Here is a 22,817-nt window from a genome sequence, read left to right as displayed (position 1 = left end):
GCTTACGCGCCGCGCAGGCTCGACAGGTCGAGCGGCAGCGAGCGCAGGCGCTGGCCCGTCGCGGCGAAGACCGCGTTGGCGATGGCCGGCGCCAGCACCGGCACGCCGGGTTCGCCGATCCCGGTGGGAGCGACCTCGGACGGCACGATGTGAACATCGACCCGCGGCATCTCGGAGATGCGCGTCGGCTGGTAGCTGTCGAAGTTCCTCTCCTGCACCACGCCGTCCTTGAGGGTGATGCGGTTGCGCAGCACCGCCGACAGGGCGAAGCCCACCGCACCCTCGACCTGGGCGCGCACCACGTCCGGGTTCACGGCGATGCCGACATCGACCGCCGCCACGATCCGGTTGACCTTCACACCGGACTCGCCCGCCGTGACGTCGGCCACCATCGCGACGTAGGAACCGAAGGATTCGTGCACCGCCACGCCGAGGCCGCGGCCCTTTTCGGAGGGTTTTCCGCCCCAGCCGGCCTGCTCGGCGGCGAGCTTCAGCACGCCCGACAGGCGCGGCGCGCGGGTCAGCAGCGACAGCCGGTAGGCGACCGGATCGGACCCCGCGGCATGGGCCAGCTCGTCGATGAACACCTCCATCACATGGGCGGTGTGGGTGTGGCCGACCGAGCGCCACCACAGGACCGGCACGCCCTCGCGGGCATTGTGCACCTCGAAGCGGTAGGCCGGGAGCGCGTAGGGCGTGTCGGAGGCGCCCTCGACGGTGGTGGAGTCGATGCCGTTCTTGACGAGCATTGCCTCGAAGGGCGAGCCGATCATGATCGACTTGCCGACCATGGTGTGGCGCCAGCCTGTGATCTGGCCCTTCTCGTTCAGGCCCGCCTTGACCGTGTGGTGGACCTGCGGGCGGTAATAGCCGGCCGCCATGTCGTCCTCGCGGGTCCAGACGAGATGGACCGGCGCCTTGCCGTCCCAGGCCTTCACGATTGCGGCGGCCTCGGCGAAGTAGTCGGCGCCCGGCGTGGCCCGGCGGCCGAACGAGCCGCCGGCCCATTGCGTGTGCAGCCGGACCCGGTCGGTCGTGACGCCCAGCGTCGCCGCCACCACCGCCTGCTCGATCGTCTGGATCTGGCAGCCGGCATAGACGTCGAAGCTGCCGTCCGCCGCGCGCTCGATCGTGGCGTTCAGGGGCTCCATCGCGGCATGGGCCAGGTAGGGGAAGGAGAACTCCGCCTCCAGCACCTTGGCGGAGCCCTTGATGGCGCCGTCGGCGTCGCCCGCCTGCGAGGCGACGAGACCGGAGGTCTTGGCCGTCTCGCGGTACTCGGCGAGGATCGCGTCCGAGGAGCGGGTCTCGGCGGCGGAATCGTCCCAGGTGATCTTCAGGGCCTCGCGGGCCTTCATCGCGGTCCAGGTGTCGCGGGCGATCACCGCTACGCCGGTCGGGATCGCGACGATGCCGACGACGCCGGGCATGCCTTGCGCGGCCTCCGCATCCACCGACTTCACCGTGGCGCCGAAGCGCGGCGGGTGGGCGACGAGGGCCGTGACCTGACCGGGGCGGCGGATGTCGAGGGAGTAGATCGCGGTGCCGTCGGTCTTCGCCGCGGAATCGATGCGCGGCACGCGCTGGCCGATCAGCGTCCACTCGGCCGGCGTCTTGAGGCGGGGCTCCTGCGGCACCGGCTTGGCGGCGGCGGCCTCCGCGAACTCGCCGAAGCGGGCCTGCTTGCCCGACTTGTGGCTGATGACGCCCTTGGCGACGGTGATCTCACCCGCCGGCACGCCCCACTTGTCGGCCGCGGCGGAGACCAGCATGGCGCGGGCGGCCGCACCCGCCTTGCGGAGCTGGAACCAGGAATTGGCGATCGCCGTCGAGCCGCCGGTGCCCTGGACCGGGCCCATCAGCAGGTTGGCGTAGAGCTTGGCGTCGGCCGGGGCGAAGGCGACGCGCATCTGCCCCCAATCCGCGTCGAGTTCGTCGGCGAGGATGGTGGTGAGCCCGGTCGTGTTGCCCTGGCCCATATCGAGATGCTTGATCATCACCGTGACGGTGTCGTCGGCGGCGATCCGCACGAAGGCATTAGGCTGGGCCGGGGCCTTCGACAGCGCGTCCGAGGCTTCCGCGGCGCGGGCACCCTTCAGGTCGAGGCGGAAGGCGAGCAGCATGGCCCCTGCCGCCGCGCCGCCGAGGAAGGCGCGCCGCGAGGGGACGGGCGCATCAGTCAGGTCTCGCTTGAGCATGCCGGGCTCCAAATCTAGATAGGCTGCGGGGCGGCTCAAGCGAGCGTGCGGGCGGCTTCGTGGATGGCGGCGCGGATGCGCTGGTAGGTGCCGCAGCGGCAGACATTGCCGTCCATGGCGCCGTCGATATCCGTGTCGCTGGGCTTCGGGTTCTCGGTGAGTAGGCCGATGGCCGACATGATCTGGCCGGACTGGCAGTAGCCGCACTGCACCACGTCGAGGCCGCGCCACGCCGCCTTGACCGCATCGGCCACCTTGCCCTCGACGCCCTCGATCGTGGTGATCTTGGCCTCGCCGACATCGCCGATGCGGGTCTGGCAGGCGCGCACCGGCTGGCCGTCCATGTGCACGGTGCAGGCGCCGCACTGGGCGATGCCGCAGCCATACTTGGTCCCGGTCATGTCGAGGCGGTCGCGGATCACCCAGAGTAGGGGCATGTCGGGGTCGGCATCGACCTCCCGGGCCACGCCGTTCAGGTTGAGGGTCAGCATGGGCGCTCTCCGAGAGGAAGCTGTCGCACGAAGCGCCCAGGCTCAGGGCCGCCAGCGGGCCGCGAGATGCGCTTCGGCACCGTCACTTGGTGTCGGCACGTGGAGTGACGGCACTTGGAATCGTTCCGAGTTTGATCCTGTCCGCTCGTTCCCGATGTGCGGGAGCGCACTCCGATAAGGATGAGACGTTTCCGCCCCTGGATCTACGCAATTCGCCGGATCGTCGAAGCCGCTTCTTAACGGTTCGCACGGCACCCTGCGGGCTCTCCACCTCACCCCGTGCGCCGCTAGACCACGACCGGGCGCCCGGCGTTCCGATCCCGATTGGCGATCTCGACTGTTATGGCCGACCTCACAGCGGAGATGGTTCAGCGCGGGCGCGGGCCCTCCTCGCAAGAGGTGGCCAAGCGGCGCGGCATCGCGCGCGAAATGCGCTCGGCCCGGGAGCGGCTGACCTCCACGAGCGGCCTGGAGCGGGCCTTCGACACCGAACTCCTGCGCCTCTACGCCCAGTACCGGGTCGGGGCGGGCATCCCGCTCCTGATCCTGGCGCTGATGGTCGCGGGTGCCTCCTCGATCTGGGTGCCGGCCGTGACCGCGGCGATCTGGGCGGCCGGGGCGATCGCCGCCACCACCCTGATGCTGCTGCTGAGCCGCCGCTTCCTGCGGCAGGCGCCGGAAAGCCTGTCGCTGAAGCACTGGGGGCGCGCCTTCGTCGCCGCCGAGTTCGGCCAGAGCGCTGCCTGGGCGATGCTGCTGCTCGTGGGCGTTCCCGAGGCGCGCACCTTCGCGCTGTTCGGCCTCGTCATCGTCGCGGCGGTGACGACGATGCTCGCCGCAACCGTTCCGGTCGCCGCCCTGGCCGGCCTCGTCCCGCTGATGCTGGCGGCTTTGTCGCTGCTGATCTTTTCCAGCGACATGGACACGATGCTCCTCGTCGCGATGACGGTGGCGAGCCAGCTCTTCTTCGCCGGGCTGGCCCGTCGCCTCTACGCCTCCGCGGTCGGCACCCTGCAATCGCGGGCGGAGAAAGACGCGATCTTCGCCGAACTCGAACAGGCCAAGGCCAATTCCGACGAGGCCCGGCGGCGGGCGGAGGAGGCGAACCTCGCCAAGTCCCGCTTCCTCGCCACCATGAGCCACGAGCTGCGCACGCCGCTCAACGCCATCCTCGGCTTCTCGGAGGTGATGAAGAACGAGGTGTTCGGCGCCCACGTCGCCCCGGCCTACCGGGAATACGCCACCGACATCCACGACAGCGGGATGCACCTGCTCAATCTCATCAACGAGATTCTCGACCTCTCGCGCATCGAGGCCGGGCGCTACGACCTCACCGAGGAGGCGGTGCAACTCGCCCATACGGTCGAGGAGTGCCGCCACATGATGACCCTGCGCGCCCGCAGCAAGGGCCAGACCTTCGCCAGCCTGATCGACGATTCGCTGCCGCGCCTCTGGGCCGACGAACGGGCGCTGCGCCAGATCGTGCTCAATTTGCTCTCGAACGCGGTGAAGTTCACGCCGCCGGGCGGCGAGATCACGATCAAGGTCGGCTGGACCTCGTCGGGCGGGCAATATCTCAGCGTCAAGGATTCCGGGCCCGGCATCCCCGAGGACGAACTCGGCACGGTAATGTCCTCGTTCGGGCGCGGCTCGCTGGCGATCAAGACCGCCGAGCAGGGCTCCGGCCTCGGCCTGCCGATCGTGAAGGGTCTGATCGACCTCCATGGCGGCGGCTTCCAGCTTAAGTCGAAGCCGCGCGAGGGCACCGAGGTGATCGTCACCTTCCCCGCGAGCCGCGGCATGGACACCCTGCCCGCGATGACGCTCGCTGCCGAGAAGGCCCCGGCCGAGGCGGCGTCCGCCCGGCGTGCACGGGCGGCCTGACGGGCGTCAGTCCGCGCTCTTGCCCGACACCCCCGCCTGCTCGAACGTCGCCATGTCGCGGTGGCAGGCGAGCGCGCCCTTCAGCAGGCCGAGCGCCAGGGCCGCGCCCGAGGCTTCGCCGAGGCGCATATCGAGCGACAGGACGGGCTTGAGGCCGAGCCGTTCCAGCACCTCGCCATGCGCGCCCTCGGCCGAAAGATGCCCGGCGATGCAGTGGTCGAGGGCGTGAGGGTCGGCGGCGTGCAGAATGGCCGCCGCGGCGGTCGCGACATAGCCGTCGAGCACCACCGGCACCCTCTGCAGCCGCGCGGCGAGGATGGCCCCGGCCATCGCCGCGATCTCCCGGCCACCGAGGCGCGCGAGGATCGTCAGCGGGTCGCCGAGATGATCCTTGTGGGTTTCGAGCGCCAGCCGCACGGCCTGCGCCTTGCGGTCGAGGCCGGCGGCATCGAGGCCGGTGCCGCGCCCGACCCAGTGCTCGGCCTCGCCGCCGTAGAGCGCGGCGTAGATCGCCGCCGCGACCGTGGTGTTGCCGATTCCCATCTCGCCGACCGCGAGGCAATCGGTGCCCGCCGCCACCGCCTCCATGCCGAAGGCCATGGTGGCGACGCACCCCCTCTCGTCGAGGGCCGGGCCGGAGCAGATGTCGCCGGTCGGCAGATCCACGGCGAGGTCGAACACCCGGAAGCCGAGGCCGTAGGCGGCGCAGAGCTGGTTGATCGCGGCCCCCCCGGCGGCGAAGTTGTCCAGCATCTGCCGGTTGACCGCGGCCGGGAAGGCCGAGACGCCGCGCTCCACCACGCCGTGGCTGCCGGCGAACACGCAGACCATCGGCCGGTCGAGGGTGGGCTTGGCCTTGCCCTGCCACGCGCCGAGCCATTCCACGAGACCTTCGAGCCGCCCGAGCGCGCCCGGCGGCTTGGTGAGGCTGGCATCCCGCGCCCGGATCGCGGCGACCGCGTCCCCATTGGGGCCGGGCATCTCGGTGAGCAGGCGGCGGATGTCGGCGAAGGGCGAGGCGTCGGGGGTCGGGCTGGAGGTCATCGGCAGGGCTCGTGCGCGTCGGATGCGGGAAAAACGAAGGAGGTCGCCCGATCGGTGCGGGAATTGCCACCGGATAGCCAGCGGCGCCGCGTAGCAGGCAGCCGGCTCCCGGCGCTATAGAAGCGGACGGGCCCGCGGTACAGGCGGCCGAAGGGAAGGGCAGCGGAATGATCGAGCGCAGTGGCCGCGATCTCGGACCGCCCTTTCCGGGGGCGGAGCTGGTCTACGATCTCGCCGCCTGCCTTCGCTTCTTCACCCGCCTGCCGGTTCCGCCGCTGCCCGACGAGCCGGCGCCCTACGCCGCGCCGGATTTTCGCACCGTGCCGCGGATGCTGCCGCTGGCCGGGCTGCTGATCGCCGCGCCCGCCGCCCTGGTGCTTGTGCTGGCCTGGGAGATCCGGCTCGGGCCGTTCGTCGCCGCGGCACTCGCCCTCGTGGCGCTCGCGCTCATCACCGGCGCCATGCACGAGGACGGCTTGGCCGACGTCGCCGACGGGTTCGGCGGCGGACAGAGCCGCGAGCGCAGTCTGGAGATCATGCGCGACAGCCGCATCGGCGCCTATGGCGGCACCGCTTTGTTCCTCGGGCTGGCGCTGCGGGCGGCGATGCTCGCCACCTTGCTCGACCGCTCCGGCGGGCTCGCCGCCGTGTCGCTGCTGTTCGCCGCGGCCCTGTCGCGGACGGTGGCGCTGCTCCCGCTCGCGATCCTCGACCCCGCCCGTCCCGGCGGCGCGGGCGCCGCGGTCGGCCGGCCGACCCGGGCGACGCTGGGGATCGCGGGATCGATCTGCCTGATCCTTGCCGGGATCGCCGCCGCCCTCGGCCTGCCGCCGCTGGGTCTCGGCCTCGCGCTGATCCTGGCGCCGCTCGCGGCCTTCGGCCTGAGCGCGCTCGCCGAGCGGAAGATCGGCGGTCAGACCGGCGACGTGGTCGGCGCCTGCCAGCAAGTCGGCGAGATCGCGGTGCTGCTGGCCCTGGTGGCGGCGACGGCCTAGGCGAGATCTGCATGATGCTGGAGATCCTCCGCCGACTCTTCCAGAGCCGGAGGGTGAAGGCGCAGAGCCAAGCCCCGTCCGACTCGCCCTTGGAGGCGATCGACCGGGCCGACACCGCCGAGCGGATCGAGATCCTGGCCCGCGGCGGCTTCGAGACCGAAGCCTCGACGCTCAAGACGATCCTGGACGAGTACTTGAACCCCGACGAGATCGATCCCGAGGATCGCCGCTGGGTCGAGGCGGAGGTGGCGCGCGCCTTCGCACGCAAGCGGGCCGACGAGGCGACGTGGCCGCTGGAGACGGATTTCGACCGCCTCGCCATCGCCTTCGATGCGCTCGACGCGAGCGGGATCATCGCGCTGCACGATGCCGGCTACACCCGCTCGGACGGCATCTCGGATGCGGCCGAAATCTATCACCAGCGCCGGGAGCGCGGGCGCGCCTCGCGGGGGTTCGTCTTCTACCACGGGCAGGATGTCGAGGCGGTCGTCTGCGACCGGGGGCTCTACCTCGCCTTCGGCGCGTTCGACGACCGCGAAGCGACCATGGCCGCCATCGCCGCCGAGATCGTGGCGGCCGTGGAGGCGCAAGGGTTGCGGACGCATTGGGAGGGGGATGTGGGGACGCGCATCCTCGTCCACCCGATCCACTGGTTGAAGCGCAGCCCGTCCGACGACCCGCGGGCGGCGTAAGGTTTTCGGTGAGACCTTGATTCACGGCCCCGCTCCGTCCCATTTGCACGGGCGATGCTGGCGACCCCTTCGAAAAAACCCTCCTCACCCTGCACCAAGCTCTGCGTGCTCGATGCCGTCACGGGCCTGTGCGAGGGCTGCGGGCGCACGCGTGACGAGATCGGGCTGTGGGGCTCGCTCTCCGAAGCGCAGCGGCTGGCTGTCATGGCCGCGCTGCCCGAGCGGCTGCGCCGGGCCTATCCCGGCCGGGAGGTATGCGCGCCATGATGTGGGCCGCGCTCGCCATTCTCGGGATCGGCCTTGCCGTCCTGATCGCCAACCATGACGGCGGCCCGGTGATGGGGCTCGATGCCGATCAGCTCGCCGGCGTCGTGTCGATGACCGCGCTGCTGTTGCTGCTCGTCGCCGGCCGCTGGCGGCAGGCGCTCGTCATGCCGGGCAAGACCCTGGGTTCGATCCTGATCTGGCTCGCCATCGGCGCGGTGATCGTCGTCGGCTACACCTATCGCGACGACGCGCAGCGGGTCGGCGCCAATGTCGTCGGGGCGCTGCGCCCCGGCACCGCCGTCGTCGGCCCCGGCGGCGAGGTGACGATCACCCGCCGCTCCGACGGCGATTTCGCCGTTCTGGCGGCGGTGAACGGCGGCGCCGAGCAGCGCTTCGTCTTCGACACGGGCGCGAGCAGCGTCGTGCTCACCGCCGAGACCGCCGAGCGCCTCGGCATCCGTCCGCCGGAGGGCGCCTTCACCCAGCGCGTCTCCACCGCCAACGGCACCGCACTCACGGCATCGATCCGGCTCGACTCGATCACCGTCGGGCCAATCACCGAGCGCAACGTCAACGCGATGGTGAGCCGGCCCGGCGTACTGACCACCAACCTGCTCGGCCAGAGCTTCCTCGACCGGTTGCCCTCCTACGAGGTGCGCGGCGACCGGCTGATCCTGCGCAGCCGCTGACGGGCGTCCGCGCCGCCCGCCGACTCCGAAGCCGCCCGGGACGTTTTCAGGCTCGCGGTCGGTGCTCTGTCCGAGCACCATCAGACGGCCTCGACGGGACCGACGACCTCGCTTGTCGCCGCGATGGCAAGAGTGAACCACGTCCACGGACAAATCGTTTGAACGGCTCAGCCTTCCCGGCGCGGGTGACGATCCCGGCCGGTGCAAAGCTGTGAGGGGAGCGTTTCGAACGGAGTTTTCCGACCTTGGCTATACGTCCTTACCGCGCCGCCCGGCGTCTTCCCCTCGTTGCCGGACTCTCGGCCGTCCTGCTCGGCCTCGCACCACTCGCCGTCTCGGCTCAGTCCGTGGTTACACCGGACGTCGAGGCACCCTCCGTCGAGGCGCCGACCGCGCCCGATCTCGGCAACGGGCTTCCCCAGGGCGCCTTGGTCTTTCACGGTAATTATTGCGGCCCGGGCAGCCGCGGCGCCGGCCTTCCCCCGATCGATGCCCTCGACCGGGCCTGCATGCACCACGATGCCTGCTCGCCGCCGGTGGGCCAGGGGCTGCCGACCTGCTCCTGCAACGACCAGCTGGCGCGCGAAGCCAGGCAAGTGGCCCGGACGCCGCGGATCGACGACGAGTTGCGGACAGCAGCGGAGTTCGTCGCCGTCGGCGCGAAGGCGCTGGCCTGCGAACCCTAAAATCTAACCCCTGACACGCCATCGGCCCGGAGCGCTCGTTCCGGGCCGATGTCATTTTGCGCGATGGATGTCTCGCTCGAAGCGCAGAGGGCCGCGACTCGTCCGGCTTGCAGCGAGCGTCTGCGCGACCTCACGCCGGGTGGGGCGCCCTAGGCCTCGGGCGGCTCCATGGGAATTCCCAGCGCGTCGAGACCTTCTTCGAGGAGCGGCGCCGCATCCGGCGTGCCGAGCAACTCGCGGATCACCGTATCGCCCGCCGCCTCACGCTCCTTGGCGAAGTTGACCGCCGTGTGCCATTCGGCCGCCTCGTAGTCGCCGCGGCCGATATACAGCAGTGCTCCGAGATCGGCGCGCTCGTCTTCGTTGAGCCCGGCGATCATGCTGCGGATCTCCTGCTCGGTGGCGTCGTCGGTACCGCCGACCAGCATGTCGATCGAGCCGTCATCGGTCGGGTTGGAGCCCGAATCCGGATCGGTCGCGCCTTCCTTCACCTCGACCGCCCGCAGCCGCAGGATGATCTCGGTGATCTTGTCGAGGGCAATGTCCATACGTGGCTCCAGCATCGACGGCCCACGATACGCGGCGCGTCGGGTTCGAACGGAACGCGCCGTGTCCGCCGCGATCGTCTGGGCCGGCCGGTGACGTCGGGCTGCGACAGGGCGCAGAGCCTCGACAACCCATGGCGTGGCCGTTGGTTCGGCCGGACCGGAGCACCATGCGGAATCGGGAGTGGAAAGGGGTGGAAGCGGCGGGCGCGGTAGCGCGGACAGCCTCAGGCCCGCGGCGGATATCCGCCCGGCTCGGCGTCCGCGGTCCGCGCCGGGCGTTCCTCCTCCCGCCGGTGCCACATCAGCAGCAGGGCGGAGATCACGAGCCAGGGACCGGCGATCCCGATGAAGAAGGACATGGGCGCATCTCCCCGCGGCGGCGTCTGCAGTTTCGAGAAAATCCGGTCCGCGTCAGAGAGGATGATAGGGGCTGCCGACCGGTCCGCAAGCGGCGCGTCAGGCGAACAATTCGGGGCGGCGCAGGCGGAGCGAGAGCAGGAGCACCAGCGTCTTCATATCGACGATCTCGCCGGCCTCGCTCATGGCGGCGAGGGTGGAGAGCGGCATCTCGACCACGGTGATCGCCTCGTGCTCCTCGGCCAAGCCGCCGCCCGGCCCTTCCCGGTCGCTCTCCGCGTAGGGGGCGAGGTACAGGTGCATCCGCTCGGTGGAGATCCCCGGCACGCTCCACACCGTGGAGACCGGCTCGAGATGCGACAGCCGCAGGCCGGTCTCCTCGAAGGCCTCCCGGCGCACGCCCTCGTCCGGGTCGGCCTCGTCGAGCAGGCCCGCAGGCACTTCCAGCAGATCGGACACGCCCGCGGTGAAGAAGGGTGGGGCGCGGAACTGCCGGATCAGCAGGGCCACCTTGCGCTCGGGATCGTAGGGCAGCACGCAGACCGCCTCGCCGTGATCCTCGATCTCGCGGGTCACCGCGGTGCCCTCGGAAGTCGTCACCTCGGCGACGAGGAAGGTTGCCCAGCCATCGTGGACGGTGCGGGTGCCGCGGATCTCGGGGGGCATGGCGTCTCCGGTTCGGGGCTTCAGGTCGGAATCTCGGGGTCAGGCTTGCGCAGGCGGGTGGTCGACGCCGCGGCGGATCAGGAAGCGTGCGGCCGGGCCGTGGCGCTCCAGCGCCTCCAGCGCGGCCCCTTCCTCGCGGACGACGTTGGGGATGTCGATCCCGGCCAGTGGATCGGTCGCGGTCACGGCCAGGCGCGCCCCGGGCGCGAGGCCCCGCAGGGCCTTGCGCGTGCGGAGCGCGGGGAGGGGGCATTTGAGGCCGCTGAGGTCGAGTTCGACCGTGCCGTCCTGCGAGATCTCGGACATGGGAGCGGCGCATAACACGAAAACGCCCTGCCGGCTGAACCCAGCCGCAGGGCGTTGTCGTCACGGGTGGAGGAGACGGCTACCAGCCGTAGGGGCCGTAGCCGTAATAGCCGCCATAAACCGGGTAGCCGTAGCCGCCGTAATAGCCGACGGGGACGCCGTAGCCGTAGTAACCGCCATAGGCCGGATAGCCGTAGTAGCGGGGGGCCGCACTGGCGGCGATCGCGCCGCCGATCAGGCCGAGCGCCGCACCCGCGAACAGCGCACCCGCGACGTTGCGGCGGCGATAACCGTAGCCGTAGCCGTAACGGGGGCCGTAATAGCCTCCGTAATATCCGCGGCGCCAGCCGACGGTCTCGACGGCGGGGCCGCTGCCAACCTGCGCAGCGCTCATCGCCGGCAGGGGCGCGGCCTGGACGGGCGAAACGGCCGTCACCGTCAGGCTCGCCGCGGTGAGACCGGCCAGCGTCAGGGTCGTGATGCGGGACATAGATGCGAACTCCTTACGCGATAAGGAACACGCAGAGGAACAACGCCGCACAGAACGCGTTCCGACTGCCCCGCTTGCCGTGGAAGAAAATCTAGGGTGGTACCCGCACGATCAGAACGTGCAGGTGGTGAAGGCCGGATCGACCGACTTCTCCCAGGGGCCTTCGTAGTCGGCGAGCCGCTCCTGCGCGTGGCTGCGGCCGGCGGCCACGATCGCCTCCAGCGGCTGGAGATAGACCGCCTCGTCGCGGCCGTTGCCGTCGCGGCGCGCCCGTGCCTGAAGCCCGGTGCGGGCGATGGCGAGCGCCTCCGCCGCGACCGCGCCGAGGCAGCGCCCGCCGATGCTGGCATGGAGCCCGAGCCGCGGCACGGCCGCGCGCATCGATTCCCGCTCGCTGGCGGACCAGCCGCGCACCAGATCCCAGGCGGCGGAGAGGGCGGTCTCGTCGTAGAGGAGCCCGACCCAGAAAGCCGATTGCGCGGCGATCATCGCCGGCCCGCCGACATCGGCGCCGCGCATCTCGAGGAAGCGCTTGAGCCGCACTTCCGGGAAGACGGTGGAGGCGTGGTTCGCCCAATCCGAGACGGTGGCCCGCTCGCCCGGCAGTTGCGCGAGGCGCCCGGCCATCAGGTCGCGGAACGAGGCCCCGGCGACGTCGTGATAGGTCTCGCCGCGCTTGACGAAATACATCGGCACGTCGAGCAGCCAATCGGCGTAAGCCTCGTAGCCGAAGCCCTCATCGAAGGCGAAGGCCAGCATGCCGGTGCGGTCGGGGTCGGTGTCGCGCCAGATCTCGGAGCGGCGCGACAGGAAGCCGTTGGGCCGCCCGTCGGTGAAGGGCGAATTGGCGAACAGCGCCGTGGCGATGGGCTGGAGCGCGAGGCTGACGCGCATCTTGCGCACCATGTCGGCCTCGGAGGCGAAATCGACGTTCACCTGCACGGTCGCGGTGCGCAGCATCATGTCGAGGCCGAGCTTGCCCACCTTCGGCATGTAGTTGCGCATAATGCGGTAGCGGCTCTTCGGCATCTGCGGCGTCGCCTCGCGGGTCCATTTCGGACTCATGCCGAGGTCGAGGAAGCCGATGCCGAGAGGCTCGGCCGCGCGCTTCGTGGCAGCGAGATGCTCGTCGAGTTCGGTCGCGGTCGCGTGGATGTCGGGCAGCGGCGCACCGGACAGTTCGAACTGGCCGCCGGGCTCGATCGAGATCGCGCCGCCGCCCTCGGGTCCCGCCAGCCCGATGATGTTGCCGGCATCCAGGATCGGCTCCCAGCCGGTCTCGCGGCCGAGATTTTCCAGAAGCGCCCGGATGCCGCGCTCGCCCTCATAGGGAACGGGCATGTGGTCGGCGGTGTAGAACGGGATCTTCTCGTGCTCGGTGCCGATCGCGAACCGTGCGCGCGGTTTTTCGCCCGCGGCGAACCACGCGATCAGTTCGTCCCGCGTCGTGAGCGGGGTGGTGTCGGACGTGTCGCGCGCCATGCGCTGCCTCGAAGGTAACGTCGGTCGAAGGGGTCAGCGGCGCGCCGAGAATCCGCCACCGGAAGGGCCGTCAGCGGCCGCACCGGATGTCGTGTCCTTAGAGGACGCTGCAAGAGTGAACAACGCGCCCGCCGACCGCATGGCAGACATGACATAAGCTAATGTTTACGGCGTCTACCTCGCCGATCACCGATCCGCGAAATAGGCGCCGTAGGCGGCCCGATCCACCCCCGCCCGAAGGAGAAGCTGGAGCATCAGCCGCGCTTTCACGCCCGACAGGTTGCCGGCCGAGAGCGCGCCGCGACCCAGCAGATCGATCTCGCCGCCGGGATACCCGTATGTGCGCGAGAACACAGGACCGGTCTCGGTGCGGGAGGCGAGCACCACCGGAAGCCGCGCGATCAGGGTGGAGACGATCTCCGCCAGCGCCTCCGGCACGTGGCCCGCGCCCATTCCCTCGATCACGACGCCCGCGAAGCCGAGATCGGGCAGGGCGGCGAGCATCCGCCCGTCGTCGCCGATCCCCATCTTCAGGAGCGCCACCGGGGCCGGCTCATCCGTCAAAGGACCGGTCAGGGTAAGGCTGCGGCGGGCTCGCAGGAAAATCCGGGCCTCGCCCTCGATCACGAGACCGACCGGGCCGGCGAGCGGTGAGCGGAAGGCCGAGGGCAGGGCGGTGTGGGCCTTCTGCACGAGGCGGGCGGCGTGGATCTCGTCGTTGAGGACGGCGAGCACGCCCATTCCCCGCGCCGAAGCGCTGCCCGCGACGATGGTCGCGGCCAGCAGGTTGCCGGGGCCGTCGGCGCCGGCGCTTTCCGGCCCGCGCATCGCGCCGGTGACGACGACGGGCTTGTCGCCGGCGACCAAGCTGTCGAGGACGAAGGCCGTTTCCTCGATCGTGTCGGTGCCCTGGATCACCACCGCGCCGTCGAGGTCGCCCGCCAGACGCTCGTTCAGCATGCGTGCCACGCCGATGAGGTCGTCGAGGGTGAGCCCGGCGCTCGGCCGGCGCAGGGGCGAGAGCGTCTCGATGGATGCCACCGCGGCCAGCCCCGGCACCGAGCCTGCGAGGTCGGCGGCCGTCAGCGTCGGCACGATCCCGCCCTCGAGGCTCCGGGTCATGGTGATCGTCCCGCCGAGGGACAGGAGGAGGATGCGGGGCAGCGTCATTCTTTAAGATATCCTCGAATCAGCCGAACTCACCGCGCATCCCCCAGCACGGCCTGCACCAGCGCCAGCACCGCCACGGCGGCCGTATCCGCCCGCAGGATGCGCGGGCCCAGCGACAGCGCGACCGTGTTGGGGCGGGCGGCGATCAGCGCGCGCTCTTCGGCGTGGAACCCGCCCTCGGGTCCGACCAGAACAGCGAGCGGCGGCGGGCTCGCCGGGTCGGCCGCGCCGCGCAGGGCCGCCACCGGATCGGTGACAGATGCGTCCTCGTCGCAGAACACGAGCAGGCGATTCGCTTCGAGGGCATCGAGGCAGGCGGGCAGCCGGGCCGGCTCGCCGATCTCCGGCACGGAGAGGATGCCGCACTGCTCGGCCGCCTCGATCGCGTTGGCCTGGAGACGATCGAGCTTGATCCGCTCGCCTTGGGTGAAGCGGGTGAAGACCGGCTGGAGGCGCCCCGCGCCCATCTCCACCGCCTTCTGCGCCATGTAGTCGATCCGGCCCGACTTCAGCGGCGCGAACAGGTAGTGCAGGTCGGCCGGCGCCGGCTGCGGCCGGGTCTGCGCCACCACGCGCAGGTCCGCGCTCTTGCGGCCCTGCGGCACGATCTCGGCGCGCCACTCGCCGTCGCGCCCGTTGAACAGCAGGACGGGCTCGCCCTCCGCGCGGCGCAAAACCGTGAGCAGGTAGTTCGCCTGCGCCCGCTCCAGCGGCAGGACGCGCCCCTCCGCCAGATCCGCTTCGACGAAGAGGCGTGGAGCGGTGAAGTCGTAAGCAGCCATGGTCTCTCGCAGGCAAGCCGGTCTCGTCGCGTGGCGGCCCCGGCCTGTCAATCGGCAGCGGCCCGACGCTCACTGATGCAAAAACAACACGCCCCGAATGTTTCAAGGCGTTTCCCACGCTCCTGGCATTCGTGCGGCGGAAGGCACCATTGGCGCCACAATCCCGTGCGCAGAAGACTTCTGCATCGAAACACTTCAAGCCCCTCTGCCGGGCCCATGGCGCGAGCCGCCAGGGATTCAGGCCGGATGGGCGCTGCGGGATCGGGGGTACACCCGTCGCGGCATGCGGGGAGAAGGACCGGGCCGAATGTCTGCCAGGATTGTTGCACCGACGAAGACCGCCGCCGCTCTTGTCGGCCTTGTCCTGCTGGCCGGGCCGGCTCTGGCCCAGAGCATGGGCGGGATGCCGCTGCCGTCGATGGATACGCCGGCCGAGCCTGCGCCCTCGGCTGGCGCGCCGATGAGCGTTCCCGCGCCGATGGCGCCGGCTGCGCCCGCCCAATCCGTTCCGCAGCAGGCCGGCACGGATTGCAGCTCGATCCAGAAGACGCTGATCGAGCGCAAGAACCTCGTGGCCAAGGCCAACTCCGCCTCGAACTCGAAGAAGAAGATGACGCCGCAGGAGGCGTGCTCCCTATTCGGCCAGCTCCAGGCCAACGGCGCCACCGGCATCAAGTGGATCACCGCCAACAAGGAGTGGTGCTCGATCCCGGATTCGTTCTCGGAAGGCTTCAAGGCCGACCACAACAAGGTCGCGGCGATCCGCACCAAGGTCTGCGGCATCGCCGCCCAAGCCACGAAGATGGAAGCCCAGGCCAAGACCCAGGCGCAGAACGGCGGCGGTGGCGGCGGTCTGCTCGGCGGTCCCGGCCTGTCGGGCGCCTTCCGCATGCCGCAGGGCGCGCTTTAAAAGACGCACTGTAAGTTTTCAGCGCCGCGTCACCGTTGCCCTCTCCGTCCGAGCCCGGCTCCGGCCGCGTCGCCGATGCGGTCGCCGGCCATTGGGCCGACCGGCTCGCGCCGGCCGGGGCGCGGCCTTATCTGCGCCTCGCCCGGATCGAGCGGCCGATCGGCTGGTGGCTGCTGCTGCTGCCGTGCTGGTGGTCGGCGGCCCTCGCGGCGACCGCCGCCGGGAATCCCGGCCCCCATCTCGGCCATCTCGTGCTGTTCCTGATCGGCGCAGTGGCGATGCGCGGCGCCGGCTCAACCTACAACGACATCGCCGACCGGAAGCTCGACGCGCAGGTCGAGCGCACCCGCTCGCGCCCGCTCCCCTCGGGACAGGTGACGACGAAACAGGCCGCCGCCTTCCTCGTGGCCCAGGCGCTGGTCGGCCTCGCGGTGCTGCTGCAATTCAACGCGACCGCGATTCTCGTCGGCATGCTCTCGCTGGCGCCGGTGGCGATCTACCCGTTCATGAAGCGGGTGATGCCGATGCCGCAGGCGGTGCTCGGCCTCGCCTTCGGCTGGGGCGCCTTAATGGGCTGGGTCGCTGTGTTCGGCCGCCTCGATCCGCCGGCCCTGTGGCTCTACGCGGGCACGATCTGCTGGATCGTCGGCTACGACACGATCTACGCGGTGCAGGACATCGAGGATGACGAGATCGTCGGCATCCATTCCTCGGCCCGGCTGTTCGGGACGCGCCTGCGGCTCGCGGTGGGTCTGTGTTACGCGGGCACCGTCGCCCTGTTCGTGCCGGCGCTGATCGGCGCCGGGGCTGGCCTGTTGGGCTGGATCGGGCTCGGGCTGTTCGCCGCTCATCTCGCCCGGCAGGTCATGCATCTTTCCGAGCGCGACGGCCTCCGGGCCCTGGCGCTGTTCCGCTCGAACCGCGATGCGGGCCTCATCCTGTTCGCGGGGCTCGCCGCCGACGCGCTGTGGCAGGGTCTGCGCTGAATCGGCCGTGGCGAGGGCTCGTCCCCGCGCCATATTCGATTCCATGAGTGAGACAGATCCGCACCGACCACCCGACGATCCGATTACCCAGGGCGCCCGTGCCCGGATTCAGGGGCGTCCGCGCGACGCCTGCCCCTATCCGGTGAATTCGCCCGAGCGCACGGCGTGGCTCGAGGGCTATGACGGCTCTCCGGCCGACCGTTCGCCGGACAGGCCGCTCGACAACGGCTGAGGCGGGGCACCGTCTCATACCAAATCCGTTTGATCCCTTCGGGATGGCGGATTTGGGCTTCGCTCAGGCGCCGCGCGGGCTCGCTGATACGGTCCCCGCTTTCATCAAGCGGAGACCGTATCAGCCGCGGGAGATGATTTCGCTCTCGCCCCGGTGGATGCAGGGCCGGGCCGGGAGACGGGCGGGCTTGCGCCGCACCAGGAAGCGCGGGCGGCGTCCGCTGAGCGCGGCGTGACGGCGGCGCTGGCGGCCCTTGCCGAGCACGACCGGGCCGAGCTGCTGCGAGACCGGGACGATGGCGCCGTCCTCGCGCAGCAGCATCCGGGCGAGACCGCCCGTGGTCGAGATGTCGCGCCACACCGCCACGACATCCTCCTCGGGGAACGGCCCGAGCCGCATCGACACCTCGCCCTCGTCGTCGACGAGAAGCAGCGAGAAGCGGTCCTCGCCGCAGGCATCGGCCGCATCGTCGGCAAACGCCAGCGCCACGCCGACGGGCGCGACGCCATTGGCCGCCCCGAGAACCGGCAGCGGCGTCGCCTGAACCGTGATGCAGGGCGCGCTCATCTCGTCCTCGCCGCCGGGCCGACAGTTCTGATTCATGATCTCGAAAGTCATCATCGGTTCGACGCCCTATCCCGTGTCGCGGTCTCTGTCGGACGCGCTGATCTGACAAGCACAGTGCCGGTCGTCTCCCCCAAGGCGCCTTAAGAGTGAGCGTTAAGCGTTCGTGGATCGAGCCGAAGTCTGCCGGATGCTCAACGGACCCTTGCCGGGATTGGTGCAAATGTCGGTAACCGTGTGGGCGCCGCCGCGCCGGCTCGGCGATGCCGCCGAGCGTGCGCGCGGCCGGGGCGGCCCGCCCTGCATCACTGCGTTCCGAAATCCGATGGCTACTTTTTCCGCCGATGCTCTAGAACGGAAGGGTGCCGGCGCCGTTCAAACGGCATGAGGCGGCTTTGAACGAACGGCTCCGACCGGATCCATGACCCAGACGACATCCTCTCTCGCGGCGCTGCGGCCCGTGCTGCACGACGCGATCCGGGAGGCCGCCGCGCTCGCGCTGCCCTTCTTCCGCCAGGGAGATCAGACCAGCGCCCGGGTCTGGTCAAAGGCCGGCGGCTCGCCGGTCACCGAGGCGGACGTCGCCGTGGACACCTTCCTCAAGATCCGCCTGTCGCAGATCGAGCCGCGGGCGGCCTGGCTCTCGGAGGAGACCAGCGACGATCCGGTGCGGCTCGGCCACGACTTCGTCTGGATCGTCGATCCGATCGACGGCACCCGGGCCTTCCTGTCCGGGCATCCCGATTGGTCGATCGCCGTCGCTTTGCTGGCCCGGGGCGAGCCGGTGCTCGGCGGCGTTTTCGCACCCGCGACCGAGCAGTTCTACGAGGCCGTGGCGGGCGAGGGCGCGACCCTTAACGGAGCGCCCATTCGCGTCGCGCCGCAGGCCACGCTGGAGGGCGCACGCATCACCGGCCCGAAGCCAATGCAGGACCGCCTGCTCGACGGCGCGGCACGGCTCGGGCCGCGCCCCTCGGTCACGGTCGTCGACCGCGTGCCCTCGCTGGCCCTGCGGCTCGCGCGGGTGGCCGAGGGCCGGATCGATCTCGGCCTCGTCTCCCGGGATGCGCGGGATTGGGATCTCGCCGGCGCGGACCTCATCGTCCGCGAGGCGGGCGGCGTGGTCTGCGATCTTCAGGGCCGGCCGGCGGTCTATAACCGCCCGGAACCGCGCCACGGCGAACTGATCGCCGTGCCGCTGCCGCTGCGCGATCCCGCTCTGGCTGCGCTGGAGGCGTGAGCGCCGGAGCCGCCGGAATCGAGCGGGCTCGCTCGCTCGGGTAAAGGGTAAGGGGGCTGCGGCCCTACCGCGCGGTGTTCACCCAGCGCACGAGGTCGGCGAGCACTTGGCCCAAAGCCGCGTCGAGGCCGGCGGCGGCGCTTTGCGGATCGACCTTCTTCACCGGCACGCGGGCGGTGAAGACGCGGGCGTTGACGACCCGTCCGGTTCCCTCGGCGATCAGCTTGGCCGAGAGGTCCACCACGGCTTCGCCGGTGCCGGAATTGACGTCGAACTCGCGGATCTCGCTGACGAGCTGGTAGTCCGACGGCACCTTGTCGCTGGGCCGCGAGACCGAGCGCAGGCGGCCGGTATTCTCCAGGCTCTGGATCACCCGCGTCTGGATCAGCCGCGGCAGGCGGTCGGCCCACTGGCCGCCGCCGAGGAAGGACAGGGAGCCGCCGGGCTCGCGCACGATGATGCGGTCGGCCTCCATCGGCTGCAGGCCGACGGGCTCGGACACGACGATCGAACGTGCTGCGCCGCCCGCCCGCGCCTGACCCGGCAGGGCGGCGAGGTCGAAGGTGAGCGGCGTGCCGCCGCCGCAGCCGCCGAGGAGCGCGAGCGGCGCGAGAAGGGCGCCCGCCCTCAGGATGCGGCCGGACAGGGGGCGACCGGGAAGAGCAGGCGAGAGAGGAAGACGCGTCATACGCTCGGGCACCGTCCGTTCGCTGTCGGGGAGACTGACACCCCCTCTAGCACGCGGGAGCATACGCCAACGCTCAAGCTGCGCCGTGCGTGCCGACACATCGTTCGGAAACAGAACCGCTCAGCGGCCACCGTTGTATTCCGGCAACGACGGCTTGCCGCCGAAAATAACCTGTGATGGGTCGCGCTCCAGGCTGCGGGCCGCCCGGCTCAGGGTGTTGAGGGTGCGCTGGCCGTCGCTCGACAGCGCCTCGACCTCGCGCCGGCTCGTACCCGACAGGCGGTTGAAGCTCGTCGAGATGTTGGCGGTGCGCTTGTCGAGGTTCTCCGACAGCGCCCGGAACGCCCGGCCGGCGTCGCGCACGGAGATCGCCGCCTCGCGGATCTCGGCGAAGGTGCCCGCGCCCTGCTGGCCCGAGGCCGAGCCGAGGAAGCCCTCCGCGCCCTTGAGCACGCCGTCGATCTTGTCGGCGGAGGCGTTGAGCTTGGCCGCCAAGCTGCGGGCATCGTGCAGCCCGGCCTGGATGTCGCCGCTCGAATTCGCCAGCGCGGTCGAGAAGGTCTCGGCGTTCTCGATCACCCGGTTGAGGCGCTGCCCGTCCACCGACTTGACGAGGCCGGCGATGGAGGGACCGGCCTCGGCCAGCGTCTTCGAGAACGACTCGACATTGGCGAGGGTGCGGTTGATCGCGCCCTCGTTGCCGGCCACGACCTTGTCGAGGCGCTGGAGCACGTCGTCGGCCCGCTGCGCGATCTGCTTGGCCGCCGCCATCATGTCCTGGATGTCGCTCGAATCGGCGAAGATCGTCGGCATCTTGTCGCCCGAGCCGGGCGTGAGGGCGGGTGCGTCGGCGCTGCCGCCGGAAAGCGCGATCTGGGAGACGCCGGTCAGCATCGCAGAATCGAGCCGCGCGCGGGTGTCGGCGCGCAGCGGCGTCGAGGGATCGACCTGCACGATCGCCACGACCCGGCGCGGGTCCTGCGGCAGCAGGCGCACGTCGAGCGCCTCGCCGACCTTGATGCCGTTGAACGAGACGGTCGAACCCTTGGCCAGCCCCCCGACCGAGCCGGAGAACACGATGCGGAGCGCCTGGGTCGCCTGTCCCCGGGAGCCGCCCTGGAGCCAGAACACGAAGCCGAAGGCGGCCAGCACGACGCCGATGGTGAAGGCGCCGATCAGGACGTAGTTTGCGCGAGTCTCCATCGGCTCAGCTCTAATCCCGATCCGAGGGGGCGAAGCGGTGCGAAACCGCACCGGGGGCGATCATCGACACCTCACGCATGGGCGTAGCCGGGTGGCGCGAGTTGGCTCGGCGTGGCGATGGCGCGGGCGCGCTTGCCGTGGAAGTAGGAGCGCAGCCAGGGATGGTCGCTCGCCAGCATCTCCTCGATCGTCCCCTGCGCGATGATCCGGCCGTCGCCCAGCGCCGCGATGCGGTCGCAGGCGGTGTAGAGGCTGTCGAGATCGTGCGTCACCATGAAGACCGTCAGGCCGAGCGTCTTCTTCAGGGTCGAGACGAGGTCGTCAAACTCGCCCGCGCCGATCGGGTCGAGGCCCGAGGTCGGCTCGTCGAGGAACAGGATCTCCGGGTCCAGCGCCAGCGAGCGGGCGAGCGCGGCGCGCTTGATCATGCCGCCCGAGAGTTCCGAGGGGTACTTGTCGGCCGCATCCGGCTTGAGGCCGACCATCTCGATCTTGAGGCGGGCGAACTCGTCGAGCAGGCGCTCGGACAGCTTCAGATGCTCGCGCATCGGCATCTGGATGTTCTGCTTGACGGTGAGGCCCGAGAACAGCGCCCCCTGCTGGAACAGCACGCCCCAGCGCTGCTCCAACTGGCGGCGCCGGGCCACGGTGAGCCCGTCCACGTTCTCGCCGAAGATCTCGATCGTGCCCGAGCGCTTCGGCACCAGTCCGAGGATCGTGCGCGTCAGCACCGACTTGCCCTGACCCGAGGGACCGACGAATCCCAGAATCTCGCCGCGACGGATATCGAGGTCGAGCCCCTTCATCACCGTGCGCTGGCCGAAGCCGACCACGAGATCGCGCACGCGAATAATCGCGTCGCTCTGGGCGGCGTTTGGCCCGGCCGGGGAAAGATGAGGGGTGGTCAAAGGGTCCGTCCGAACGTCGTCTGCCTAAAAAGGCTAGAAATCGATCGCGGCGAAGAAGACCGCGAACAGGCCATCCAGCACGATCACCATGAAGATTGACTTGACGACTGAGGCGGTGACGTGGCGCCCGAGCGACTCCGCCGAGCCCTCGACCGCGAACCCCTCGATCGTCGCGATGATGCCGATGGTCAGCGCCATGAACGGCGCCTTGATGAGCCCGACCGCGAAATGGTGGAACGACACCGCCGCCTGGAGCCGCGCCAGGAAGGCGTCGGTGGTCATGCCGCCATAGATCGCAGCGGTGAGTCCGCCGCCCGCGAGCGCGGCGAGCGAGCCGAGGAAGGCCAGGATCGGCAAGCCGATCACAAGTGCGAGAATGCGCGGCAGGATCAGGATTTCGATCGGGTCGAGGCCCATCACGCGCAGAGCATCGACCTCCTCGCGCATCCGCATCGAGCCAATCTCGGCGGTGAATGCCGAGCCGGAGCGGCCCGCCACCATGATCGAGGTGAGCAGCACCCCGAGTTCGCGCAGGATCAGCAGGCCGATCAGGTTCACGACGAAGCTCTGCGCGCCGAAGCGCTGGAGCTGGAAGATGCCCTGCTGCGCGACGATGCCGCCGACGAGGAACGAGATCAGCACGATGATCGGCACGCCGCGAAGCGCCACCTGTTCGAGCTGATTAACGAGCGCGGCCATGCGAAAAGTCTGCGGCCGGCGCGCGACCCGGCCGCCGGCAGCGACCACTTCGCCGAGGAAGGCGATGCCGGACAGGATCTCGTTGCCGCCGCGGGCGACGCGCTGACCGGTGGTGTCGAGGAAGCGCAGGGCCGGGTTGCGGGTATCCTGCGGCACCGGTTCGGGCTCGCGCAGGCCCATCTCGCCGAGCAGGATGCGGTGCTCGGGCCGCGCCCCGGCATAGGCCAGCCGCCCGCCCGCCGCCTCGATCTCGGCGCGGGTCCGCTCCAAGACCCAGGCGCCGAGGGTGTCGAGGCGGGCCAAGCCGCTGAGGTCCACCAGCACGGGCTGGGTCCGGCCCTGGGCGGCGATGCGCGCCGAGGCGCTCTCGACCGCCGGACCCTGGTCCGCGGTCCAGCGCCCATGCAGGAGCACGCGACCGCCGGCCGCATCGAGGTCGGCGCCCGCTGTCTCCAAGGTGCTTGAGCCGTCTGCGATCCGCACGCGCCGCTCCCGCTTCCGCTCCGAAAATCTTGAAACGAAATTCTTACCAAGATGCGTCGAATCCGATTTGTCGGATTCAACGTCGCGGCCGACCGAAGTCGCCTACCGGGGCGCTGCCCCGATCCCCGCCAAAGGGATGATCCCTTTGGAATCCCGC

The 22,817-nt window shown here is 70.4% G+C and carries 26 protein-coding genes; 10 read left to right on the top strand and 16 right to left on the bottom strand.

The window, feature by feature from the left end:
- Positions 1 to 2: 2 nt before the first annotated feature.
- Complete coding sequence (locus tag OVA30_RS25450; protein WP_268177387.1) at positions 3 to 2,198, bottom strand: xanthine dehydrogenase family protein molybdopterin-binding subunit; 2,196 nt, start codon at positions 2,196 to 2,198, stop codon at positions 3 to 5.
- A 35-nt stretch (positions 2,199 to 2,233) separates the two neighbouring features.
- Positions 2,234 to 2,689 carry a (2Fe-2S)-binding protein gene (locus tag OVA30_RS25445; RefSeq protein WP_003603744.1) on the bottom strand — a complete coding sequence of 152 codons (456 nt, stop codon included), beginning with the start codon at positions 2,687 to 2,689 and terminating at the stop codon, positions 2,234 to 2,236.
- A gap of 342 nt (positions 2,690 to 3,031) precedes the next feature.
- On the opposite strand from OVA30_RS25445, the gene OVA30_RS25440 reads away from it, so the two are divergent.
- Positions 3,032 to 4,573 (top strand): sensor histidine kinase, encoded by a 1,542-nt coding sequence (locus OVA30_RS25440; RefSeq protein ID WP_003603743.1) that lies wholly within the window; start codon positions 3,032 to 3,034, stop codon positions 4,571 to 4,573.
- Positions 4,574 to 4,579: 6 nt separating this feature from the next.
- Here OVA30_RS25440 and cobT read toward each other — a convergent pair whose 3' ends face one another.
- Positions 4,580 to 5,554: a nicotinate-nucleotide--dimethylbenzimidazole phosphoribosyltransferase gene (gene cobT / locus OVA30_RS25435; RefSeq protein ID WP_442786128.1), complete on the bottom strand. Its 975-nt coding sequence runs from the start codon at positions 5,552 to 5,554 to the stop codon at positions 4,580 to 4,582.
- A gap of 230 nt (positions 5,555 to 5,784) precedes the next feature.
- Here cobT and cobS point away from each other — a divergent pair, with 230 nt between their 5' ends.
- The 5 genes from cobS to OVA30_RS25410 all read left to right on the top strand — a co-directional run bounded on the left by cobS (position 5,785) and on the right by OVA30_RS25410 (position 8,946).
- Positions 5,785 to 6,612, top strand: a complete 828-nt coding sequence (gene cobS, locus OVA30_RS25430; protein ID WP_012752173.1) for an adenosylcobinamide-GDP ribazoletransferase — start codon at positions 5,785 to 5,787, stop codon at positions 6,610 to 6,612.
- 14 nt (positions 6,613 to 6,626) lie between these two features.
- The gene (locus OVA30_RS25425; protein ID WP_268177385.1) at positions 6,627 to 7,304 is read left to right on the top strand and encodes a DUF6891 domain-containing protein; all 678 of its coding nucleotides are present in this window, start codon (positions 6,627 to 6,629) and stop codon (positions 7,302 to 7,304) included.
- A gap of 54 nt (positions 7,305 to 7,358) precedes the next feature.
- Positions 7,359 to 7,571 (top strand): DUF1289 domain-containing protein, encoded by a 213-nt coding sequence (locus OVA30_RS25420; RefSeq protein ID WP_268177383.1) that lies wholly within the window; start codon positions 7,359 to 7,361, stop codon positions 7,569 to 7,571.
- Positions 7,568 to 8,260: a retropepsin-like aspartic protease family protein gene (locus tag OVA30_RS25415; RefSeq protein WP_268177382.1), complete on the top strand. Its 693-nt coding sequence runs from the start codon at positions 7,568 to 7,570 to the stop codon at positions 8,258 to 8,260. The genes OVA30_RS25420 and OVA30_RS25415 overlap by 4 nt, the downstream gene beginning before the upstream one ends.
- A 245-nt stretch (positions 8,261 to 8,505) precedes the next feature.
- A complete protein-coding gene (locus OVA30_RS25410; protein ID WP_012605872.1) occupies positions 8,506 to 8,946 on the top strand; it encodes a hypothetical protein in 441 nt (146 codons plus the stop codon).
- Positions 8,947 to 9,095: 149 nt separating this feature from the next.
- Here the strand turns inward: OVA30_RS25410 and OVA30_RS25405 are convergent, their stop codons facing one another.
- The 8 genes from OVA30_RS25405 to OVA30_RS25370 all read right to left on the bottom strand — a co-directional run bounded on the left by OVA30_RS25405 (position 9,096) and on the right by OVA30_RS25370 (position 14,747).
- Positions 9,096 to 9,494 carry a DUF3775 domain-containing protein gene (locus tag OVA30_RS25405; RefSeq protein ID WP_012252619.1) on the bottom strand — a complete coding sequence of 133 codons (399 nt, stop codon included), beginning with the start codon at positions 9,492 to 9,494 and terminating at the stop codon, positions 9,096 to 9,098.
- A 224-nt stretch (positions 9,495 to 9,718) separates the two neighbouring features.
- Positions 9,719 to 9,853 carry a hypothetical protein gene (locus OVA30_RS25400; protein ID WP_003598869.1) on the bottom strand — a complete coding sequence of 45 codons (135 nt, stop codon included), beginning with the start codon at positions 9,851 to 9,853 and terminating at the stop codon, positions 9,719 to 9,721.
- Between the two features lie 97 nt (positions 9,854 to 9,950).
- Positions 9,951 to 10,517 (bottom strand): NUDIX domain-containing protein, encoded by a 567-nt coding sequence (locus OVA30_RS25395; protein WP_268177381.1) that lies wholly within the window; start codon positions 10,515 to 10,517, stop codon positions 9,951 to 9,953.
- A 39-nt stretch (positions 10,518 to 10,556) separates the two neighbouring features.
- Positions 10,557 to 10,823: a sulfurtransferase TusA family protein gene (locus tag OVA30_RS25390; RefSeq protein ID WP_268177380.1), complete on the bottom strand. Its 267-nt coding sequence runs from the start codon at positions 10,821 to 10,823 to the stop codon at positions 10,557 to 10,559.
- Between the two features lie 79 nt (positions 10,824 to 10,902).
- Positions 10,903 to 11,313 (bottom strand): hypothetical protein, encoded by a 411-nt coding sequence (locus OVA30_RS25385; RefSeq protein ID WP_268177379.1) that lies wholly within the window; start codon positions 11,311 to 11,313, stop codon positions 10,903 to 10,905.
- 111 nt (positions 11,314 to 11,424) lie between these two features.
- On the bottom strand, positions 11,425 to 12,795 hold the full coding sequence (locus tag OVA30_RS25380) for a glutamate--cysteine ligase (RefSeq protein WP_003598876.1): 1,371 nt from the start codon (positions 12,793 to 12,795) through the stop codon (positions 11,425 to 11,427).
- Positions 12,796 to 12,981: 186 nt separating this feature from the next.
- Positions 12,982 to 13,965, bottom strand: a complete 984-nt coding sequence (locus OVA30_RS25375) for an asparaginase (protein ID WP_268177378.1) — start codon at positions 13,963 to 13,965, stop codon at positions 12,982 to 12,984.
- A 29-nt stretch (positions 13,966 to 13,994) separates the two neighbouring features.
- Entirely contained in the window at positions 13,995 to 14,747 is a 753-nt protein-coding gene (locus tag OVA30_RS25370; RefSeq protein ID WP_268177377.1) for a 16S rRNA (uracil(1498)-N(3))-methyltransferase, read from the bottom strand.
- A 307-nt stretch (positions 14,748 to 15,054) separates the two neighbouring features.
- Here OVA30_RS25370 and OVA30_RS25365 point away from each other — a divergent pair, with 307 nt between their 5' ends.
- Genes OVA30_RS25365 through rmf form a run of 3 tightly spaced genes read left to right on the top strand, consistent with a single transcriptional unit; the run spans position 15,055 to position 16,875 of the window.
- Entirely contained in the window at positions 15,055 to 15,657 is a 603-nt protein-coding gene (locus OVA30_RS25365) for a hypothetical protein (RefSeq protein ID WP_003598880.1), read from the top strand.
- A 35-nt stretch (positions 15,658 to 15,692) separates the two neighbouring features.
- Positions 15,693 to 16,643 (top strand): 4-hydroxybenzoate octaprenyltransferase, encoded by a 951-nt coding sequence (gene ubiA, locus OVA30_RS25360; protein ID WP_268177376.1) that lies wholly within the window; start codon positions 15,693 to 15,695, stop codon positions 16,641 to 16,643.
- Positions 16,644 to 16,686: 43 nt separating this feature from the next.
- Complete coding sequence (rmf, locus tag OVA30_RS25355; RefSeq protein WP_012752168.1) at positions 16,687 to 16,875, top strand: ribosome modulation factor; 189 nt, start codon at positions 16,687 to 16,689, stop codon at positions 16,873 to 16,875.
- Between the two features lie 120 nt (positions 16,876 to 16,995).
- Here the strand turns inward: rmf and OVA30_RS25350 are convergent, their stop codons facing one another.
- Positions 16,996 to 17,496, bottom strand: coding sequence for a DUF6101 family protein (locus OVA30_RS25350; RefSeq protein WP_268177375.1), 501 nt, complete (start codon positions 17,494 to 17,496; stop codon positions 16,996 to 16,998).
- Positions 17,497 to 17,860: 364 nt separating this feature from the next.
- On the opposite strand from OVA30_RS25350, the gene OVA30_RS25345 reads away from it, so the two are divergent.
- A complete protein-coding gene (locus OVA30_RS25345) occupies positions 17,861 to 18,679 on the top strand; it encodes an inositol monophosphatase family protein (RefSeq protein WP_003598885.1) in 819 nt (272 codons plus the stop codon).
- A gap of 64 nt (positions 18,680 to 18,743) precedes the next feature.
- On the opposite strand, the gene OVA30_RS25340 is transcribed toward OVA30_RS25345, so the two are convergent.
- The 4 genes from OVA30_RS25340 to OVA30_RS25325 form a co-directional block, all read right to left on the bottom strand.
- Entirely contained in the window at positions 18,744 to 19,367 is a 624-nt protein-coding gene (locus OVA30_RS25340; RefSeq protein WP_056463206.1) for an ABC-type transport auxiliary lipoprotein family protein, read from the bottom strand.
- Between the two features lie 120 nt (positions 19,368 to 19,487).
- Positions 19,488 to 20,570 (bottom strand): MlaD family protein, encoded by a 1,083-nt coding sequence (locus OVA30_RS25335; protein WP_003598888.1) that lies wholly within the window; start codon positions 20,568 to 20,570, stop codon positions 19,488 to 19,490.
- 71 nt (positions 20,571 to 20,641) lie between these two features.
- Complete coding sequence (locus OVA30_RS25330) at positions 20,642 to 21,478, bottom strand: ABC transporter ATP-binding protein (RefSeq protein WP_186812945.1); 837 nt, start codon at positions 21,476 to 21,478, stop codon at positions 20,642 to 20,644.
- 33 nt (positions 21,479 to 21,511) lie between these two features.
- The gene (locus tag OVA30_RS25325) at positions 21,512 to 22,660 is read right to left on the bottom strand and encodes an ABC transporter permease (RefSeq protein ID WP_268177373.1); all 1,149 of its coding nucleotides are present in this window, start codon (positions 22,658 to 22,660) and stop codon (positions 21,512 to 21,514) included.
- Positions 22,661 to 22,817 lie beyond the last annotated feature (157 nt).

It is taken from the genome of Methylorubrum sp. SL192, assembly GCF_026672325.1.
GTDB lineage: Bacteria > Pseudomonadota > Alphaproteobacteria > Rhizobiales > Beijerinckiaceae > Methylobacterium > Methylobacterium extorquens.
The sequence above is the reverse complement of the archived record's forward strand: the minus strand, read 5'-3'. Positions and strand labels throughout refer to the sequence as shown.

Coding starts and splice junctions, on each gene's coding strand:
- rmf (WP_012752168.1), top strand. CDS start 16,687: ATGAGTGAGACAGATCCGCACCGACCACCCGACGATCCGATTACCCAG.
- OVA30_RS25450 (WP_268177387.1), bottom strand. CDS start 2,198: ATGCTCAAGCGAGACCTGACTGATGCGCCCGTCCCCTCGCGGCGCGCC.
- OVA30_RS25340 (WP_056463206.1), bottom strand. CDS start 19,367: ATGACGCGTCTTCCTCTCTCGCCTGCTCTTCCCGGTCGCCCCCTGTCC.
- OVA30_RS25335 (WP_003598888.1), bottom strand. CDS start 20,570: ATGGAGACTCGCGCAAACTACGTCCTGATCGGCGCCTTCACCATCGGC.
- OVA30_RS25440 (WP_003603743.1), top strand. CDS start 3,032: ATGGCCGACCTCACAGCGGAGATGGTTCAGCGCGGGCGCGGGCCCTCC.
- OVA30_RS25405 (WP_012252619.1), bottom strand. CDS start 9,494: ATGGACATTGCCCTCGACAAGATCACCGAGATCATCCTGCGGCTGCGG.
- OVA30_RS25350 (WP_268177375.1), bottom strand. CDS start 17,496: ATGATGACTTTCGAGATCATGAATCAGAACTGTCGGCCCGGCGGCGAG.
- OVA30_RS25400 (WP_003598869.1), bottom strand. CDS start 9,853: ATGTCCTTCTTCATCGGGATCGCCGGTCCCTGGCTCGTGATCTCCGCC.
- OVA30_RS25390 (WP_268177380.1), bottom strand. CDS start 10,823: ATGTCCGAGATCTCGCAGGACGGCACGGTCGAACTCGACCTCAGCGGC.
- OVA30_RS25445 (WP_003603744.1), bottom strand. CDS start 2,689: ATGCTGACCCTCAACCTGAACGGCGTGGCCCGGGAGGTCGATGCCGAC.
- cobS (WP_012752173.1), top strand. CDS start 5,785: ATGATCGAGCGCAGTGGCCGCGATCTCGGACCGCCCTTTCCGGGGGCG.
- OVA30_RS25375 (WP_268177378.1), bottom strand. CDS start 13,965: ATGACGCTGCCCCGCATCCTCCTCCTGTCCCTCGGCGGGACGATCACC.
- OVA30_RS25370 (WP_268177377.1), bottom strand. CDS start 14,747: ATGGCTGCTTACGACTTCACCGCTCCACGCCTCTTCGTCGAAGCGGAT.
- OVA30_RS25365 (WP_003598880.1), top strand. CDS start 15,055: ATGTCTGCCAGGATTGTTGCACCGACGAAGACCGCCGCCGCTCTTGTC.
- OVA30_RS25345 (WP_003598885.1), top strand. CDS start 17,861: ATGACCCAGACGACATCCTCTCTCGCGGCGCTGCGGCCCGTGCTGCAC.
- OVA30_RS25425 (WP_268177385.1), top strand. CDS start 6,627: ATGCTGGAGATCCTCCGCCGACTCTTCCAGAGCCGGAGGGTGAAGGCG.
- OVA30_RS25385 (WP_268177379.1), bottom strand. CDS start 11,313: ATGTCCCGCATCACGACCCTGACGCTGGCCGGTCTCACCGCGGCGAGC.
- OVA30_RS25380 (WP_003598876.1), bottom strand. CDS start 12,795: ATGGCGCGCGACACGTCCGACACCACCCCGCTCACGACGCGGGACGAA.
- OVA30_RS25395 (WP_268177381.1), bottom strand. CDS start 10,517: ATGCCCCCCGAGATCCGCGGCACCCGCACCGTCCACGATGGCTGGGCA.
- OVA30_RS25415 (WP_268177382.1), top strand. CDS start 7,568: ATGATGTGGGCCGCGCTCGCCATTCTCGGGATCGGCCTTGCCGTCCTG.
- OVA30_RS25420 (WP_268177383.1), top strand. CDS start 7,359: ATGCTGGCGACCCCTTCGAAAAAACCCTCCTCACCCTGCACCAAGCTC.
- cobT (WP_442786128.1), bottom strand. CDS start 5,554: ATGCCCGGCCCCAATGGGGACGCGGTCGCCGCGATCCGGGCGCGGGAT.